We start from the raw sequence: 18,816 nt of genomic DNA on the forward strand, positions 1-18,816 counted from the left end.
GTCTGTTGTGTCCTCTACCGTTCGTCGTGGTCGCCGCTCACGGCGGCGTCTTCGAGTTCGCGCAGGACGTACTCCTCGACCAGGTCGGCGAGGCCGCGGACGGTGCGCGCGGTCAGGATGTCCCGCGGGGTCAGCTCGACACCGAACGTCTCCTTCGCCCTCGATGCGATGAGCAGACTGCGCACCGAGTCACCGCCCAGAGCGAAGAAGTCGTCCTCCGCGCCGACCTGTGCCGCGCCCAGCACCGCCGCCCAGATCTCCGCGAGCACCTCCTCGGTGGGGGTGCTCGGGGCGACGAAGCGGGCGGCGGGGGCGGTCGCGGGGGTGGGCACGGGCAGCGCCGCCCGGTCGGTCTTCCCGTTCTCCGTGAGCGGCAGCCGGTCCAGGACGGCGAAGGCCGACGGGATCATGTGGTCCGGCAGGGTGCGGGCCAGCAGGGCGCGCAGCTCGGCTCCGTCCGGGGCGGTGACCCCGGCGCCGGGGACCACATGGGCCACCAGACGGCGCACTCCGGGCTCGTCCTCCCGGACCGTCACCACCGCATCCACCAGGTCCGGATGGCCGCACAGCGCGGTCTCCACCTCCCCGGCCTCGATCCGGTAGCCGTGCAGTTTCAGCTGGTGGTCGGTGCGTCCCAGGTGGTGGATCCGGCCCCGGGAGTCCTGGCGGGCCAGATCGCCGGTGCGGTACATCCGGCTCCCGGGCGGTCCGTAGGGGTCCGCCACGAACCGTTCTGCGGTCAGTCCCGGACGGCCCAGATAGCCGCGGGCCAGCGACGGGCCGGAGATCCACAGCTCACCGGGGACCCCTGGGGGCACCGGGCGCAGCCGCCGGTCGAGCACCCGCGCCCGGGTGCCCGGCACCGGCCGTCCGATCGGCGGTGGGGTGCCGTCCGGCTCCAGCGGGTCGGACCAGGTGGCCACCACCGTGGTCTCGGTGGGGCCATAGGAGTTGATCATGCGGTGGTGCGGGGCCCAGCGGCCTGCCAGCTCCGCACCGCAGGCGTCCCCTCCGACGATCAGCGTCCGCAGCTCCGGCAGTTCCTCCTCGGTGCCCGGGGGCAGCGTGGCCAGGGCCGCGGGCGGGATGAGGGTGTGGGTGATCCGCCGCTCCCGCAGTACCCGCGCCAGATGACCGCCCAGCAGCGGACCGGGTTCCGGTACCACCAGGGTGGCCCCGGCCGGCAGCGACATGCACAGCTCCAGCACGGAGGCGTCGAAGCTGGGTGAGGCGAACTGCAGCACCCGGTCGCCCGGCCGCACCTGGTAGTGCTCGGCCTCGGCGGCGGCGAAGCCGCCGAGCCCGCGGTGGGTGACCACCACCCCCTTGGGGGTCCCGGTGGAGCCCGAGGTGTAGATGACGTACGCCGCGTCGTCCGGGCCGACGGGACCGCGCCGGTCCGCCTCGCCGGGCCGGTGGTCCGGTCCGCCGGGCACGTCCACCGCGTCCGGGCCCTCCAGGGTGACCAGCGGTGCGGCGTCCCGGAGCATCAGGTCGATCCGCCCGGCCGGGTAGTCGGGGTCGACGGGCAGATAGGCGCCCCCCGCCTTGGCCACCGCGAGCTGGGCCACCACGATCTCCACCGAACGCGGCAGGACCAGCGCCACGATCCCGCCCGGACCGACCCCCCGGGCGATGAGGTGGTGGGCGAGCCGGTTGGCCCGCCGCTCCAGCCCGGCGTAGGTCAGCTCGGCGCCGGGGGAGAGGACCGCGAGGGCGTCGGGATGACGGTCCACCGCCGCCTCGAACAGCTCGGCCAGGGTGGCGAGCGGCGCCTCGCGGGCGGTGTCGTCCCCCTCGGCGAGGATCCGCAGCCGCTCGGCGGCGGGCAGGATGTCGATCCGGTCCAGGGGCAGTTCGTCGGGGGCCGCGGCGAGGGCGCCGAGCACCTGGGTCAGCTGGCCGGCCAGCCGCTCGGCGGTGATCTCGTCGAACAGCCGGGGGTCATAGCCGAGTTCCACCGCCAGCTCGGCGCCGGGGGAGACCACCACGGTCAGCGCGTAGTTGGTGCTCTCCAGGGCATGGAGGTCGCGGACCGCGAGTCCGTGTTCCGCCGCCGCCGAGCTGTTGATGGGGTAGTTCTCGAACACCACCAGGCTCTCGAAGAGGTTGGCGCCGCCCGGCACCCCGCTCCAGCCCTGGATCCGGGACAGCGGTACGTGACCGAAGCCGCGCGCCTCCGCCTGCTGGGTCTGGAGCGTCCGCAGCCAGGCCGCGGTGGGGGCGTCGCCGTCCACCTCGGTCCGCACCGGCAGGGTGTTGATGAAGATGCCGGTGATGTCGTCGGCGCCGGGCAGTTCGGTCGGCCGTCCGGAGACCGTGGCCCCGAAGCACACGTCGCGCTCACCGCTCCAGCGCGCCACCAGCAGCGCCCAGGCGCCCTGGACCACGGTGTTCAGGGTGAGCCGGTGACGCCGGGCGAACTCCTGGAGCGCCGTGGTCTCCCGCTCGGCGAGCCGCCGGGAGAGCCAGCGCGCGGAGCGGGTCGGGGTGTGCGGCGCGGGCCTGCGGTCATACGGCAGCGCGGTGGCCGCCGCGAACCCGGCCATCACCGTCCGCCAGTGCTCCTCGGCCCGGCTGCGGTCCTGACGGCCCAGCCAGGCCACGTAGTCCGCGAACGGCCTGCGGGAGGGCAGACGGGGTGTGGTCCCCGCGGCCAGCGCGGCATGCGCGGCGAACACGTCCGACAGCACCTGGAAGACGCTCCACCCGTCGAGCAGCACATGGTGGAAGGTCCACAGCACCCGCACCTCGGTGGGCGACAGCCGGGCCAGGGCGACCCGCAGCAGCGGCGCCGCGGTGAGGTCGATCCCGCGGGCGCGGTCCTCCTCGAGCAGCCGCTCCAGCGCGGCGGCGCGGCCGTCCTCGTCCAGCGCCGTCCAGTCGTGTTCCCCGACGGGCACGGTGGCGGCGGGCCGCACGATCTGGAGGGGTTCGGGCACCCCGTGTACCACCACCTCGCTGCGCAGCACCGGGGTGCGGTCGACCACGTGCTGCCACGCGGCGGCGAGCACGGCTATGTCCCGGACCCCGTCCAGGACGAACGTAGCCTGCTCCACGTAGAGCCCCTGGCCCCGCTGGGCCAGTCCGTGGAAGACCAGCCCGGACTGGGTCGGGGTGAGCGGATAGATGTCCGCCACGTCCCGTCCGTCGCCCGCCAGCCGGTCCACGGTCTCCTGGTCCAGGGCGGCCAGCGGGAAGTCCGACGGCGTCCGGCCGCCCGCGCCCGGAGCGGCGCACAGCGCGACGATCGACCGCAGCTCCGCGGCCATCTCCCCGGCCAGCCGCAGGACGGTGTCGCGCCGGTGCAGACTGCGCGAGTACGCCCAGGACAGCTCCAGTTCGCCACCGGTCACCCGGCCGACCACGTCGATCAGATGGGCCCGGGGCGCGTCCGCGCTCATCCCGCCGTCCAGACCGTCGCGCAGGGAGTGCAGCAGTCCGCCGTCCGGGCCCGCGCCGGGCAGCTTCCAGTCCAGCTGCCCCAGATAGTTGAAGCTGATCCGCGGTGCCGCGGCCGGGAGGTCCGCGCCGCCGGGCAGCAGATGGCGCAGCGCGCCGTGGCCCAGTCCGCCCCGCGGCACCGCCCGCAGCCGCTCCTTGACCGACTTCAGCGACTCCGCGAGCCCGTCCCCGCCGCAATCCTCCAGCGCGACCGGGAACATGCTGGTGAACCAGCCGACGGTACGGGAGAGGTCCACGCCTTCGAAGATCTCCTCGCGGCCGTGCGCCTCCAGGTTCACCAGCACCCGGTCCCGGCCGGTCCAGCGGCCCAGCACCCGCCCCAGCGCGCACAGCAGGACGTCGTTGATCCGGGTCCGGTAGACCCCGGGCACGTCCTGGAGCAGGGCGCGGGTGGTGCCGGTGTCCAGCCGGACGGCCACGGACTCCTCGAAGGCCACCGTGTTGGGCCCCTCGCTGTCCGTGGGCAGTTCACCGTGGCCGTCCACCGCCGCCCAGTGTTCCCGCTCGGCGGCGAAGCCCCCGGCCGCGGTGTGATCGCGCAGCCGCAGCGACCACTCGCGGAACGAGGTGGTCTTGGGCCCGAGTTCGGGTGTGCGGCCCTCGGCCAGCGCCCGGTAGGCGGTGTCCAGGTCCTCCAGCAGGATGCGCCAGGAGACGGCGTCCACCACCAGGTGGTGGGCGGTGAGCAGCAGGACGGGGCGCTCCCCGTCGCCCCGGGTGAACAGGACGGCCCGCAGCAACGGGCCACGGACCAGGTCGAATCCGGCCTCGATCCGTGCCGTGGCCTCCCGCAGCGCCGCCTCCCGGCCCGCGGGCCGGTGGCCGGACAGATCGATCCGTTCGAGCACCGGTTCCGCACCGGGCGGGGCGCTGTGCTGCCGCCACGGACCGTCCCCGGTGCGCTCGAACCGCAGCCGCAGGGCGTCGTGGTGTTCCAGCAGGGCGGTCAGCGCGGCGCCGAGCGCGGTGGTGTCCACCGGTCCGGCCAGCTCGGCGGAGAGCGACTGGGTGAAGTGCCAGGGGCTCTCCGGCAGGCTCTCGAACAGCCAGTGCTGGATGGGGGTGAGCGGCACCTCGCCGAGGACCGGACCCTGTTCCGCGGTGGCCGCGGAGGACACCGCGCCCTCGGTGGCGGCGGCCAGCGCCGCCACGGTCTGGTGGACGAAGAGATGGCGCGGTGTCAGTTCGATCCCGGCACGGCGGGCCGAGGACACGATCTGGATGCTGAGGATGGAATCGCCGCCGAGGGCGAAGTAGTTGTCCTCGGCCCCGACCGACTCAAGACCCAGCACCTCGGCCCAGATCCCGGCCAGCGCCTTCTCGGTCTCCGTGCGCGGCGCCACGTGTCCCGCCGCGGGGGCGGCCCAGTCCGGCGCGGGCAGCGCCCGCCGGTCGAGTTTGCCGCTCGGCCCCAGCGGCAGCCGCTCCAGGGAGACCACGGCCGCCGGGACCATGTGGTCGGGCAGCGTACGGGCGAGGAACGCCCGCAGCGCCGCCGGGTCCACCGACGCGCCCGGGGCCGGGACCACATAGCCGGCCAGCCGCTTGTGGCCCGCGGTGTCCACCACGGACGCGGCTGCCTCCGCCACCTCCGGGTGGCGCGCCAGCGCCGCCTCGACCTCGCCCAGTTCGATGCGGAACCCCCGCACCTTGACCTGGTCGTCGGTCCGGCCCAGGTACTCCAGCTGCCCTTCGGCGTCCCAGCGCACCAGATCGCCGGTGCGGTACATCCGGCCCCCCGCGGGGCCGAAGGGGTCGGCGGTGAACCGGTCCGCGGTCAGCCCCGGCCGTCCGGCGTAGCCGCGGGCCAGTCCGGCCCCGGCCAGGTACAGCTCCCCGGGTACGCCGACCGGCACCGGCCGCAGCCGCGCGTCCAGGACGTACGCCCGGGTGGCGGCGACCGGGGACCCGATGGGCGGGGTCCGGCCGGGGTCCGCCGGGTCACAGATCCACGCGGTGGCGTAGACGGTGGCCTCGGTGGGCCCGTAGATATTGGCCACCCGGCAGCCCGGGACGGCCGCGCGCACCTCCTGGACGGTGCGGGCGGCGAGCCCCTCGCCCGCCAGCACCACGGTGTCGGCGGACACCGACACCGCACCCCTGCCGAGCACCTGGCCCAGCGCGGACGGCACCGCGCTCAGCAGACTCGCCGACCACGGGCCGGTCCGCTCGGTGAGGGTGAGCAGATCGCGGACGATCTCCAGGGAGCCCCCGGCCAGCAGCGGACAGAGGATCTCGAACACCGACACATCGAAGTTGAGCGAGGTGGAGGCCACCACGTGGGAGAGCCCTTCCGCACCGAACTCCGCCGCCGCCCAGGCCGCCAGGGCCGCCACACTGGCGTGGGTGACCACCACGCCCTTGGGGGTGCCGGTCGAGCCCGAGGTGTGGATGACGTAGGCGGGGTGGGCGGGGTCCAGCGGGCGGTGCCGCGCGGCGTCGGTGAGGTCGTGGGCGTCCTCCCCGGCCATCCGCTCCGCGCACTCCGCGCCGTCCAGCAGGAGGAGAGCGGCGCTCCCGGCCGGGATCCGCGCCGCCTGCTCCCCGGTGGTGAGCACGATGTCGGGGGCGATGTCCCCGAGCATGAAGGCGATGCGCTCCGCCGGGTACGCCGGATCCACCGGCAGGTATCCCGCCCCCGATTTCAGCACCGCGAGCAGCGCCACCACCAGGTCCGGGGTGCGCGGCAGGGAGAGCGCCACGAAGCGCTCGGGTCCCGCGCCCCGCGCGACCAGCAGCCGGGCCAGCCGGTTGGCGCGCTCGTTCAGCTCCCGGTAGGTGAGGGATCCGCCCTCCCCGCGGACGGCCACCGCCTCCGGGGTCAGGGCCGCCCGCGCCTGGAACAGCTCCGGCAACACCGCGTGCGGCGCCGGGGCCACCGGTCCGCTGAACTCCTCCAGGATCCGCCGGGTCTCCTCCGCGTCCGCCGGCGGCAGCTCCGCCACCCGGCGCGCCGGATCGGCCGCCATCTCCGCCAGCAGTCCGCGCAGAGTGGCGCCCAGCCGCTGGACCGTCGGCGCGTCGAACGCGGCCGGGTCGTAGTCCAGTGAGACCGACAGCCGCTCCTCGGGCGCCACCACCACACTGAGCGCGTAGTTCGTCGGCTCCAGATCCCGTTCCTGCCGGATGCCCAGACCGTGCGCGGCGATGGCCTCGCTGTCGAAGGGGTAGTTCTCGAACACCACGATGCTGTCGAAGAGGTTGCTCCCGCCGGGCACATCGCTCCAGCTCCGCAGCTGTGCCAGGGACACGAAGTCGAAGCGGCGGGACTCCGACTGGGCGGTCTGCAGCTCCCGCAGCCAGGCCAGCAGCGGTGTGCCGCCGTCCACCCGGACCCGGGTGGGCACCGTGTTGATGAACACCCCGACCATCGACTCCACACCCGCCAGCGCGGCCGGACGCCCGGAGACCGTGGTGCCGAACACCACGTCGTCGGTGCCGCTGTAGCGCGCCAGCAGCAGCGCCCAGGCCCCCTGCACCACCGTGTTCATGGTCAGCCCGTTGCGCTGGGCCGCGGTCCGCAGCCGGGCCGACTCCTCGGCCCCGAGGGTGACCTTGTGGGTGCCCGAGGAGGCCGTGCGGTGCGCCTCCACCGCGGGCCGGTCGCGGGGCAGTCCGGTCGGCGAGGTGAAGCCCGCCAGCGCCTCCCGCCAGAACCGCTCGGCCTCCGCGGTGTCCTGTTCGGCCAGCCAGCCCAGATAGGCCCGGAAGGGCTGCCGGGAGGGGACCACCGCGGCGCGTCCGGTGGTGAGTTCCGTGTACCGCTCGCAGATCTCGTCGAAGACCTGCGCCGCGCTCCACCCGTCCAGCAGCACGTGGTGGAAGGTCCAGATCAGCCGTACCTCGTCGGGGGACAGCCGGATCAGGGCCAGCCGCATCAGCGGGGCGGTCCCCAGGTCGATCCCCTCGGCCCGGTCCTCGGCGAGCAGCCGGTCCAGTTCGGCGTCCCGCCACCGCTCCGGCCGCTCGGTCCAGTCGTGGTGGACGATCCGCACCGCGGCCCGCCGCCGGACGACCTGGAGGGGTTCCGGGGTGTCCGCCCACACCAGGTGGGTGCGCAGGATCGGGTTGGCGTCAGCGGTGCGCTGCCAGGCGGTGGCCAGTGCCCCGGGGTCGGTCACCCCGGTCATCGTCAGCTGCACCTGGTTGACGTAGGCGTCCGAGGCCGGGTCCACCAGGTGGTGGAAGAGCATGCCCGCCTGCATCGGGGTCAGCGGGTAGATGTCCGCCACCTCCCGGCCGTCGGCGGCGATCCGGTCCACCGCGGCCTGGTCCAGCCGGGCCAGCGGGAAGTCCGACGGGGTGCGGCCCCCGGCGCCGGGTCCGGCGCAGTGGCCGACGATCTCCTCCAGGGCGCGGAGGGTCTCCCGGGCCAGCCGGGACACCGTCTCCTCGGTGTGCGTGGCCGTGCCGTAGTACCAGGTGAGTTCCAGCCGCCGCTGTTCCACCCGGCCCACCACGTCCAGCAGATGGGCGCGCGCGGACTCCGGCGCGGCGTCGCCGCCCAGCCCGCCCCGTACGCCGCGCACCAGGGACGCGGTGTCCTCCCCGGCGTCCGACCAGTCGAACTGCCCGAGGTAGTTGAAGCTGATCCGGGGCGCCGGGGCGTCCCGCAGCACCCCGGCCGCGGGGTGGTCCGCCGGGGCGAGGTGGCGCAGCGCCCCGTAACCGATACCGCGCGCGGGCACCGCCCGCAGCTGCTCCTTGACGGACTTCAGCGTCTCGCCCCAGCCGCCCGCCGGAACATCCAGGGCCACCGGGAACATGGTGGTGAACCAGCCGACGGTGCGGGACAGATCCGCCCCGTCGAGCAGGTACTCCTCCCGCCCGTGGCCCTCCAGGTCGACGGCGACCCGGCGGCGCCCGGTCCAGTCGGTCAGCACCCGGCCCAGCGCCGCCAGCAGGACGTCGTCGATCCGGGTGCGGTAGACCCCGGGCACCCGCTGGAGCAGCGCGGTGGTCAGCTCACGGTCCAGCCGCACGGTGACCGTCCCCATGGCGGCCACCGTGTTCTCCCCGGCGCCGTCCACCGGGAGTTCGGTGGCGCATTCGGCCGCCACCGAGGCCCAGTGGGGCAGTTCGCCGTCGAAGCCGCCCGCGGCGGTGTGCTCGGCCAGCCGCCGGGACCAGTCCCGCAGCGAGGTGGTCCGCGCGCCGAGGGCGACCGGCTCCCCCCGGACGGTCTGGCCGTACGCGGTGTCCAGGTCCTCCAGCAGCACCCGCCAGGAGACCCCGTCCACCACCAGGTGGTGCACGGTCAGGAAGAGCGAGAGAGGCTCACCGGGGGCGCCGCGCAGCAGCAGCGCCGCCAGCATCGGCCCCTCCTCCAGGGCGAGTCCGGCGTTGGCCCCGGCCATGGCCGCGTCCCGCGCGGCCTTTCGCTCCGCCGCGTCCGGGCCGGACACGTCCACCTCGCGCAGCGGTACCGCGGCCGCCGGGTCCGGGAGCGGGCAGTACTGCCGCACGCCGCCGTCCGCCCGCCGCTCGAAGCGCATCCGCAGCGCGTCGTGGTGGACGGGCAGCGCGGCCAGTGCCGTGCGCAGCGCCGGAAGATCGGTGTCCGGGGCGAGTTCGGCCACCACGGACTGGTTGAAATGGCCGGGCCGGGCGGTCTGGGTGGCGAAGAACCAGTGCTGGATCGGGGTGAGCGGAAGCTCCCCGGAGACCGGCCCGGTGTCGGCCGCGGGACGGGCGTCGCTGCGCGCCACGGCCGCCAGCGAGGCGATCGTGGGGTGCCGGAACAGCTCCCGGGGCGTCAGCGAGAGCCCCGCCTGCCGGGCCCGGGACGCCACCTGGATGCTGAGGATCGAATCCCCGCCCAGCATGAAGAAGTTGTCCTCGACCCCGATCCGCTCCCGGCCCAGCAGGGTGGCCCAGATCTCCGCGAGCGCGCGTTCGGCGTCGGTACGCGGCGCCACGTATCCGGCGCCGGCCGCCGCGGTCCAGTCCGGTGCGGGCAGCCGCCGCCGGTCCACCTTGCCGTTGCCGGTGAGCGGCAGTTCGTCCAGGGTCGTGAAGGCCGCGGGCACCATGTAGTCCGGCAGGGCGGCGCCGAGGAACTCCCGCAGCTCCTCGGCCCCGGGCAGCACACCGCCGCGGACCGGGACCGCGTAGGCCACCAGCAGGGCTCGTGCACCGTCCCGGGCGAGGTTCACCACGGCCTCCGCCACGGCCTCGTGGCGCACGAGCGCGGCCTCGATCTCGCCCGGTTCGATCCGGAAGCCCCGGATCTTCAGCTGGTCGTCGGCCCGCCCCACGAAGGTCAGTTCACCGTCGTCGGTCCACGCCACGATGTCCCCGGTGCGGTACATCCGGGACCCCGGCGGACCGAACGGATCGGCCACGTACCGCTCGGCCGTGGCCCCCGGGCGGTTGCGGTAGCCGCGCGCGAGTCCCGCCCCCGCGATGTACAACTCGCCCGGGATGCCCGGCGGCTGGGGCTGGAGGGCGGTGTCCAGGACATGGACCCGGGTGTTGTCCAGCGGCCGTCCGATGGGCAGCGCGCGGGGCAGCTCCTCCCCGGCGCGGAAGGCCCGCCGGGTGGCGAAGGTGGTGGTCTCGGTGGGTCCGTAGCCGTCGACGACCGTCAGCTCCGGGCAGGCGTCCAGCACCCGGCGCACCGCCGCCGCGGGCACCACGTCACCGCCCGTCCACACCTCCCGGGCACCGCGCAGACACTCCGGCGCGTCCTGTGCGAGCAGCCGGAACAGCCCGGCGGTCAGCCACAGACAGCTCACCCCGTGGTCGTCGATCGCCCGGCGCACGGTGTCCGCGTCCACGTCCCCCTCGGGCGCGAGGACCGCGGTGCCGCCCCGCAGCAGCGGCACCCACACCTCGTAGGTCGAGGCGTCGAACGCCTGCGGGGAGTGCACCAGCACCCGGTCGTGCCCGGCGAAGGCGCGGTCGGCGGCGAGCGCGGCCACGTCGCGGTGGCGCACCGCGACCCCCTTGGGCCGCCCGGTGGACCCGGAGGTGAACATCAGATACGCGGCGGAGTCGGGGAAGACCGCCACCCGCGGCGGATCGCACGGACCGTCGTCCTCCGCGCCGTCCCGCCCGGGCGCCACCACCACGGTCCGGCCGCCGTGCGGGATCCCGGCCGCCGTGCGCTCCCAGGCGCGGTCGGTCAGCAGCACCGGCGCCGACGCCTCGGCCAGCACCGTGCGCAGCCGGTCCTCGGGCGCGCGCACATCCAGCGGGACGTAGACCCCGCCCGCCTTCACGACCGCGAGCTGCGCCACGATCAGCTCCACCGAACGGTCCATGAGCACCGCCACCGGGTGCTCGGGACGCACTCCGAGTCCGGTCAGCCGGTGGGCCAGCCGGTTGGCGCGGACGTCCAGCTCCCGGTAGGTCACCGGACCGCACGCGCCGTCCAGCGCGATGGCGTCGGGGGTCTCGCGGACCCGGTCGGCGAAGAGCCGCGGCAGGGTGCCCCCGGCCACCGGGACCGCGGTGTCGTTCCACTCCTGGAGCACGCGCAGCCGCTCCGGGGTGAGCATCGGCAGCCGGGCCGGTGCCCGGTCCGGGCTCTCGGCCATGGCGGAGAGCAGCACCGACAGGTACTCCGCCATCCGCTCCACGGTGGCCGCGTCGAACAGCGCCGGGTCGTAGCCGAGCCGCAGCGTCAGTTCCTCACCCGGGTAGACCACCAGGCTCAGCGGGTAGTTGGTGGTCTCGACACCGTCGAGCTCCCGCAGCTCCAGCCCGTGCGCGGCGGCCAGGTCACCGCCCACCGGATAGTTCTCGAACACCACGATGCTGTCGAACAGGTTGACCCGCTCGGCCAGCCCGGTCCACGACCGCAGCCGGGGCAGACCGACGAAGTCGAACCGCCGGTCCTCGGTCTGCGCCGACTGCAGCTCCCGCAGCCAGCTCAGCACGGTGGCACCGGAGGGCACCCGCACCCGGGTGGGCAGGGTGGCGATGAACAGCCCGTTCATGTCCGGCGCGCCCGGGAGTTCGGCGGGGCGGCCGGACACCGTCGTGCCGAACACCACCTCCGCCCGGCCGGTCTGCCGGGACAGCAGCAGCGCCCACGCCCCCTGGAGGAGTGTGTTGACCGTCAGCCCCTCGTCCCGCGCCAGCTCGGCCAGCCGACGTGAGGTGTCGGCGGACAGGGTGGTCCGCACCGCCTCGGTGGACTCCGCGTGATGGGTCTCGGTGGGCTCCCGGTCGAACGGCAGCGTGGTGGGTTCCGACAGCCCGGCGAGCCGGGACCGCCAGTGCCGCTCGGCCCGCTCCCCGTCGCGCTCCCGCAGCCACGCCACATAGTCGCTGAACGGACGGCGGCTGGGCAGTCCGTCGGCCATCGCCGCGCCGCCCGCGCCCTCACGGGCCCGCGCATGGCAGTGGAAGACGTCCGACAGCACCTGGAACAGGCTCCAGCCGTCCAGGATCAGATGGTCGAAGGTCCACACCAGCTGGACCTCGGTGGCCGACAGCCGGGCCAGCGCCAGCCGCGACAGCGGTGCCGCGCCCGGGTCGAGACCGCGCTCCCGGTCCTCGGCCAGGAACCGCCGCAGCTCCTCCCGGCGGCCGTCCCCGGTCAGTTCCCGCCAGTCGAGATGGATGACCGGCACCCGTACCGCGCGCTCCACCACCTGGAGCGGTTCGGCCACCCCGTCCCACACCGCGCGGCTGCGCAGCACCGGGGTGCGGTCGGTGACCCGCTGCCAGGCCGCGGCCAGCGCCTCCGGGTCCGGCACCCCGTCGAGCACGAACGCCAACTGCTGGAAGTAGACGCGCCGGTCGTCCTGGGACAGCCGGTGGAACAGCATGCCCGCCTGGGTGGGGGTGAGCGGGTAGATGTCCTCCACCCCGGAGCCGTCGCCCGCCAGCCGGTCCACGGTGGCCTGGTCGAGCGTGGCGAGCGGGAAGTCCGACGGGGTGCGGCCGCCGGCGCCGGGTGAGCCGCCGTGCCGGGCGATCTCCACCAGCGCCCGGCGGAACTCCTCGGCCAGCCCGGCCACGGTCTCCTCGTGGTGCAGCCCGGCCGAGTAGAACCAGGTGAACTCCAGCGTCCGCCCCTCGACCCGGCCGACCACCTCCAGCGGATGCGGCCGCGGGCTGCCGGGGTCGGCGTCCAGGGACAGTTCGCGGTGGGTGTCCCGGAACAGTCCCTCGCCACCGCCCGGCAGCTCGAACTGGCCCAGGTAGTTGAAGCTGATCCCCGCCGTCGGTCCGTCCGGGAACCCGTCCGGACGCAGCAGGTGGCGGCGCACCCCGTAGCCGAGGCCGCGCCGCGGCACCGCCCGCAGCTGCTCCTTGACGGACTTGAGCACCGCGCCCCAGTCACCCTCGGGCAGGTCCAGCGCCACCGGGAAGCGGGTGGTGAACCAGCCGACCGTACGCGACAGGTCCACGTCCTCGAAGAGCTCCTCGCGGCCGTGCCCTTCCAGGTCCACCGGTACCCGGGACCGGCCGGTCCACCCGGTCAGCACCCGCGCCAGCGCGCTCAGCAGCACATCGTTGACCTGCGTCCGGTACACCTCGGGGAGGGTCTGGAGAAGGGCGGCGGTCTCGTCCTCCCCCAGCCGCACGGTGACCGAGCGGGCCGAGGCGTAGGTGTTCTCGCCCTGACGGTCCGTCGGCAGCGCCGGATCGCATCCGGCGACCACCCCGTTCCAGTACGCCGTCTCGTCGTCGAACCCCCCGGCCTCCGCGTGCCGGGTCAGCCGCAGCGCCCAGTGGCGCAGCGCGGAGGACTTCGCGGGCAGCCGGACCGCGCCGCCCCGGGCCAGGGCGCGGTAGGCGGTGTCCAGGTCCTCCAGCAGGACGCGCCAGGACACCCCGTCCACCACCGCGTGGTGCACGGTGAGGTGGAGCACCGGCCGCCGCCCGTCGCCGCCCGCCTCGAACACCGCGCGCAGCGGCGGTTCCTCCGCCAGGTCGAAGCCGCCGAGGTGGTGGCCGCTGTCCGCGGTGGCGCGGCGCAGCACCTCGGTGGACCCGACGCGGTCGATCCACTGGGCGCGGTCCGGAGCGCCGTCGCGCAGCGGGAAACGGGAGCGCAGCGCGTCATGGTGGGCCAGCAGCTCCGCCAGGGCGCCGCGCAGCGCCTCCTCGTCCACGTCCTCCGCAAGCTCCAGGGACACCGTCTGGTTGAAGTGTCCGGCCCGCTCGGCGTCGTGCTCGAACAGCCACCGCTGGATGGGCGTCAGCGGCAGCTCCCCGGTGGCCTCCTGGTCCGCGCCCGCGGCGGGCCGCCCGGCCGGGGCGGCGGTGTCCAGGTGCAGCGCGAGCGCGGCGATCGTCTGGTGGCGGTAGACATCGCGCGAGGTGAGCGGAAGCCCGGCCTGCCGCGCCTGGGACACCACCTGGATGCTGAGGATCGAATCGCCGCCCAGCGAGAAGAAGTTGTCCTCCACGCCGACCCGCTGCACCCGCAGGATCGCCGCCCACACCCCCGCGAGCGTCCGCTCGGTCGCCGTTCTCGGTGCCACGTAGCCGCCGGCCGCGGTGGCGCTCCAGTCCGGGTCGGGCAACCGGCCGCGATCCAGTTTGCCGTTGGGACCGAGCGGCATCCGGTCCAGCACCAGCACGGTGGCGGGCACCATGTAGTCGGGCAGCCCGCGCCGCAGGAAGCGGCGCAGCCCGGCCGGGTCCGGTGTGGCCCCCGGCGCGGCCACCACATAGGCGATCAGCCGCTTGACGTCGCCGGACTCCTTGGCCACGGCGGCCGCCCCGGCCACGTCGGGGTGGCGCAGCAGCGCCGTCTCGACCTCGCCCAGCTCGATGCGGAAACCGCGGATCTTGACCTGGTCGTCGGCCCGGCCCATGTACTCCAGCTGGCCGTCGCCGTTCCACCGCACCAGGTCGCCGGTGCGGTACATCCGGCTGCCGGGCGGGCCGAAGGGGTCCGCCACGAAGCGACGGGCGGTCAGCTCGGGCCGGTTGAGGTAGCCGCGCGCCAGCCCCCGGCCACCGAGGTAGAGCTCCCCGGTCACCCCCTGCGGCACCAGCCGCAGGGTGGGGTCCAGGACGTAGGCGCGGGTGTCCGCCACCGGACGTCCGATCGGCGGGGCCTGCTCGGGCGCCTCGCCGTCGCAGAACCAGGCGGTGGCGTACACCGTGGCCTCGGTCGGCCCGTACAGATTGGCGATCCGGCTGGACGGCAGGGCGGCGCGGACGTCCCGTACGGTCTGGGCGGGCAGCGCCTCGCCCGCCAGCACCACCGTCCCGGCGGCACCCTCCGCCCAGGCCGCCGCGTCCGCGCCCAGGATCCGGGCGAACACCGACGGCACCCCGCTGATCAGCCCGGGGGTACGCGGCCGCTCCCGCGGATCGATCAGCGCGGGCAGGTCCCGGACCACCTCGACGCTGCCCCCGGCCAGCAGCGGGCAGAGGATCTCGAAGACCGACACATCGAAGTTGAGCGAGGTGGAGGCCACCACATCGGTCAGCCGCTCCCGCCCCAGCTCCGCCTCGGCCCACGCCGCGAGCCCCGCCACGCTGCGGTGGGTGACCACCACGCCCTTGGGCCTGCCGGTGGATCCGGAGGTGTAGATGACATACGCCGGGTGCGCCGGGTCCAGCGGCCGGATCCGCTCACCGTCGGTGATGTCGCCGTCCGGGCGCGAGCCGAGGTCGGCGCGGACCGCGGTGTCGTCCAGGACCAGGATCTCCGTGCCCGGGGGCAGACTTCCGGCCGCCTCACCGGTGGTCAGCACCACCGCGGGCGCGGCGTCGTCCAGCATGAGCGCGATCCGCTGGGCCGGATAGCCGGGGTCCACCGGCAGATAGCCCGCGCCCGCCTTGAGCACCGCCAGCACCACCACGACCAGGTCGGCGGAGCGCGGCAGCGCCAGCGCCACCAGGCGCTCGGGACCGATCCCGCGGTCGATCAGCAGCCGGGCCAGCCGGTTGGCGCGCCGGTTCACCTCGCCGTAGGTGAGCCGGACGTCCCCGTGGGCCACCGCGGGGGCCGAGGGACGGCGGGCCGCCTGCGCCTCGAACAGCTCGGGCAGGGTGGTGTCCGGGGCCGGACGGCCCCGTCCGTTCCAGGAGTCGAGCAGGGTGTGCCACTCGGCGTCGGTGAGCATCTGGAGCTCGATCAGGGGTGTTTCCGGCGCCGCCGCCATCCCCGTCAGCAGCCGGTGCAGATGGGTGGCCATCCGCTCCATCGTCCCGGCGTCGAACAGATCGGAGTTGTACTCCACGGTGAGCCCCAGCGAACCGCTCTCCCGCGGCAGGAACTCCAGCACCAGGTCGAACCGGGCGGCGGGGCGCGGCAGCGCGTGCTCGGTGATCCGCAGCTCCCCGGCGTCGCGGGTCGGCACCATCGCGCCCTGCTGCACCACCAGCGCCTGCACCAGCGGGTTGCGGCTGGGGTCGCGCTGCGGGGCCAGCTCCTCCACGACCCGCTCGAACGGCAGCCCGTCATGGCCGAACGCGTCCAGCACCGTTTCCCGCATGGTGTCGAGGAACTGCTCGACGGTGGTGTCCCCGTCCACCTCGGAGCGCAGTACCAGGGTGTTGACGAAGAACCCGGCGACGGACTCCAGTTCGCTGCGGTGACGTCCGTTGGTGACGGTGCCGAAGGAGATGTCCCGCTGTCCCGAATACCGCGCGAACAGCACCGACACGGCCGCCGCGAGCAGGGTGAACAGCGTGGTGGAGCGCTCCCGGCCCAGCCGGACCAGATCCGCCACCAGATCGGCGGGGAGCTCGTGCCGGTGGACCGCGCCCGCGGTGGTGCGCACCGGCGGCCGGGGCCGGTCGGTGGGCAGCTCCAGCATCTGCATCCCGGCCAGCTTGCTGCGCCAGTACTTCAGATCGGTCTCCTGCCGCGGCGGGGCCGGACGGTCCCGCTCCCACACCGCGTAGTCCGGGTACTGGAGCGGCAGCGGCGGCAGTCCGGCGTCCGTATCCGCCACCTGCGCCCCGTAGAGCGCGGCCAGTTCCCGCACCAGCACCCCGACCGACCAGCCGTCGGTGACGATGTGGTGCTGGGCCAGCAGCAGGACGTGGTCCTCGTCGGCGAGCCGGAACAGCGAGGCCCGGGTCAGCGGCCCGTGCTCCAGGTCGTAGGGGCGGTTCAACTCGTCGGTGAGCAGCCGCTCGACGGCGCCGTCCCGCTCGGCGGCGGGCAGCCCGCCCAGATCGGTGCGCTCCAGCGGTAAGGCGCCCCGCTCGGCCACCCGCTGCACCCCGTGGCCCTCCACGGTGGCGAAGGTGGTGCGCAGCGCGTCATGGCGGGCGGCCAGCGCGTCCAGCGCCCGGGACAGCGCCTCCTCGTCCAGCGGGCCGCTCAGCCGCAGCCCGGCCCCGGTGTTGTACTCGGTGCCGCCGGAGGTCAGGTCGTCCAGGAACCACAGCCGCCGCTGGGCGGCGGACAGCGGCAGCGGGCGGTCCCGCGGTACGGCCGGGATCGGCGGGTCCGCGGCCGGGGGTTCGGCGGGCAGCGCCCGCGCCAGCCGCGCCACCGTCCGGGCGTCCAGCAGCTCCCGCAGCGTCAGGTCCGCGCCCAGTTCGGCCCGGACCCGGGACAGCAGCCGCACGCCCAGGATCGAATCGCCGCCGAGCCCGAGGAAGTCGTCCTCCACGCCCACGGTGTCCACCGGCAGCACCTCGGCCCAGATCCGGGCCAGGGCGGCCTCGGCCGCGGTGCGCGGGGCGATGTGACGGGCGTCCCCGTCGGGCGTGGAACGCGGCGCGGGCAGCGCCGCACGGTCGATCTTGCGGTGCGGGGTGAGCGGGAAGGCGTCGAGTACGACATAGGCGGACGGCACCATATGGGCGGGCAGCGACCGGCTCACCGCCGCCCGCAGTCCGGCGGCCGACGGCGGGGTGCCCCCGCCGGCGGGCACCACGTACCCGACCAGCCGGCGCATGCCCGGCTCGTCCTCCCGGACGGTGACGACCGCGGCCCCCACCTCCGGGTGCCGGGCGAGCGCCGCCTCCACCTCACCCAGCTCGATACGGAACCCGCGCACCTTCACCTGGTGGTCGGTCCGGCCGAGGAACTCCAGCTCACCGTCGGCCGTCCAGCGCGCCAGATCGCCGGTGCGGTACATCCGGGTGCCCGGCGGACCGGAGGGTGCGGCGACGAAGCGGTCCGCGGTCAGCCCCGGCCGGTCCAGATAGCCGCGGGCCACCCCCGCGCCGGTGATGTACAGCTCACCGGTGGTGCCGACGGGCACCTGCCGCATCGCCCCGTCCAGTACGTACACCCGGGTGTTGGGCAGCGGCCGGCCGATCGCCGGGGTGCCGGAGCCCGCGCGCAGCGCACCGGTCCAGGTGGCCACGACGGTGGCCTCGGTCGGACCGTAGGAGTTGACCAGTCTCCGGTCCGGTGCCCACAGGTCCACCAGACCGGCCGGGCACGCCTCGGCGCCCACGATCAGCGTGCGCAGCGACGGCAGCCCCCGGCGCACCTCCTCGGCGGGCACCGTCGCCAGCGCCGCCGGGGGGACCAGCGCGTGCGTCACCTCGTGGTCCCGCAGTACGGCGGCCAGCTCCGCCCCCAGCAGCGGCCCTTCCGGAGGGACCACCAGCGCCGCGCCCGCGAGCAGCGAGGAGCACAGCTCCAGCACCGAGGCGTCGAAACTGGGCGAGGAGAACTGGAGCACCCGGTCGCCCGGCCGTACGGCGTAGTGCTCGGCGGCCGCGGCCGAGAAGTTGCCCAGTCCGCAGTGGGCCACCACCACCCCCTTGGGCACACCGGTGGATCCCGAGGTGTAGATGACGTACGCCGGGTGCTCGGGCAGCAGCGGCGCCGGCCGGTCCGTATCGCCCGGTGCGTGGCCGGGGCCGGTCACCGCGCGGATGGCTGCCGGGTCGTCCAGGACCGCGACGGGCCGGGCGTCCGCCAGCATCATGGCCCGGCGCTCCTCGGGATGTGCCGGGTCCACCGGGAGGAACGCGCCCCCGGCCTTGGCCACCGCCAGTTCCGCCACGACCAGTTCGGCCGAGCGCGGCAGCACCAGCGCCACCACCCCCTCGGGCCCCGCCCCCTGCCCGATCAGCCGGTGGGCCAGCCGGTTCGCCCACTCCTCGACCTCGCCGAAGGACCAGATGCGGTCCTGTGCCACCAGCGCCGCGGCGTCCGGGGTGCGCGCCGCCCACACCGCGAAGAGCGCGTCCAGCGGGGCGCGGGAGGCGTCCCGGCCGGTGGCGTTCCACTCCGCCGGAGGCAGGCCCGGGGCCCCCTGGGACGCGGAAGCCGGACCGGCGGTTGCCTGACCGGATGATGTCTCGTGGCGGTCCATCATGATGGGGCGGCCCTTCGGAGCGGGTGTTCGGGCGGGGACGGGGGACGTGGTGCCGCGCGGCCCGGCGGTGGGCGTGGGGGAGTGCGCCGTGGCGGTGCGCTGGGGGGTGGTGCGATCCGGTGCGGGGAGGACCGGA

Annotated in this window: 1 protein-coding gene; it reads right to left on the reverse strand. The window is 74.9% G+C overall.

All coding sequences use genetic code 11. The features are described 5' to 3' along the window. Positions 1-14: 14 nt before the first annotated feature. The gene (locus AC07FT_RS09440; protein ID WP_479175353.1) at positions 15-18,680 is read right to left on the reverse strand and encodes a non-ribosomal peptide synthetase; all 18,666 of its coding nucleotides are present in this window, start codon (positions 18,678-18,680) and stop codon (positions 15-17) included. Positions 18,681-18,816: the final 136 nt, after the last annotated feature.

The sequence above is a fragment of the Streptomyces sp. NPDC045899 genome, from assembly GCF_056431485.1.

Bases quoted from the DNA above. Each gene is read 5' to 3' on its own strand.
- AC07FT_RS09440 (WP_479175353.1), bottom strand. From the start codon at position 18,680: ATGATGGACCGCCACGAGACATCATCCGGTCAGGCAACCGCCGGTCCG.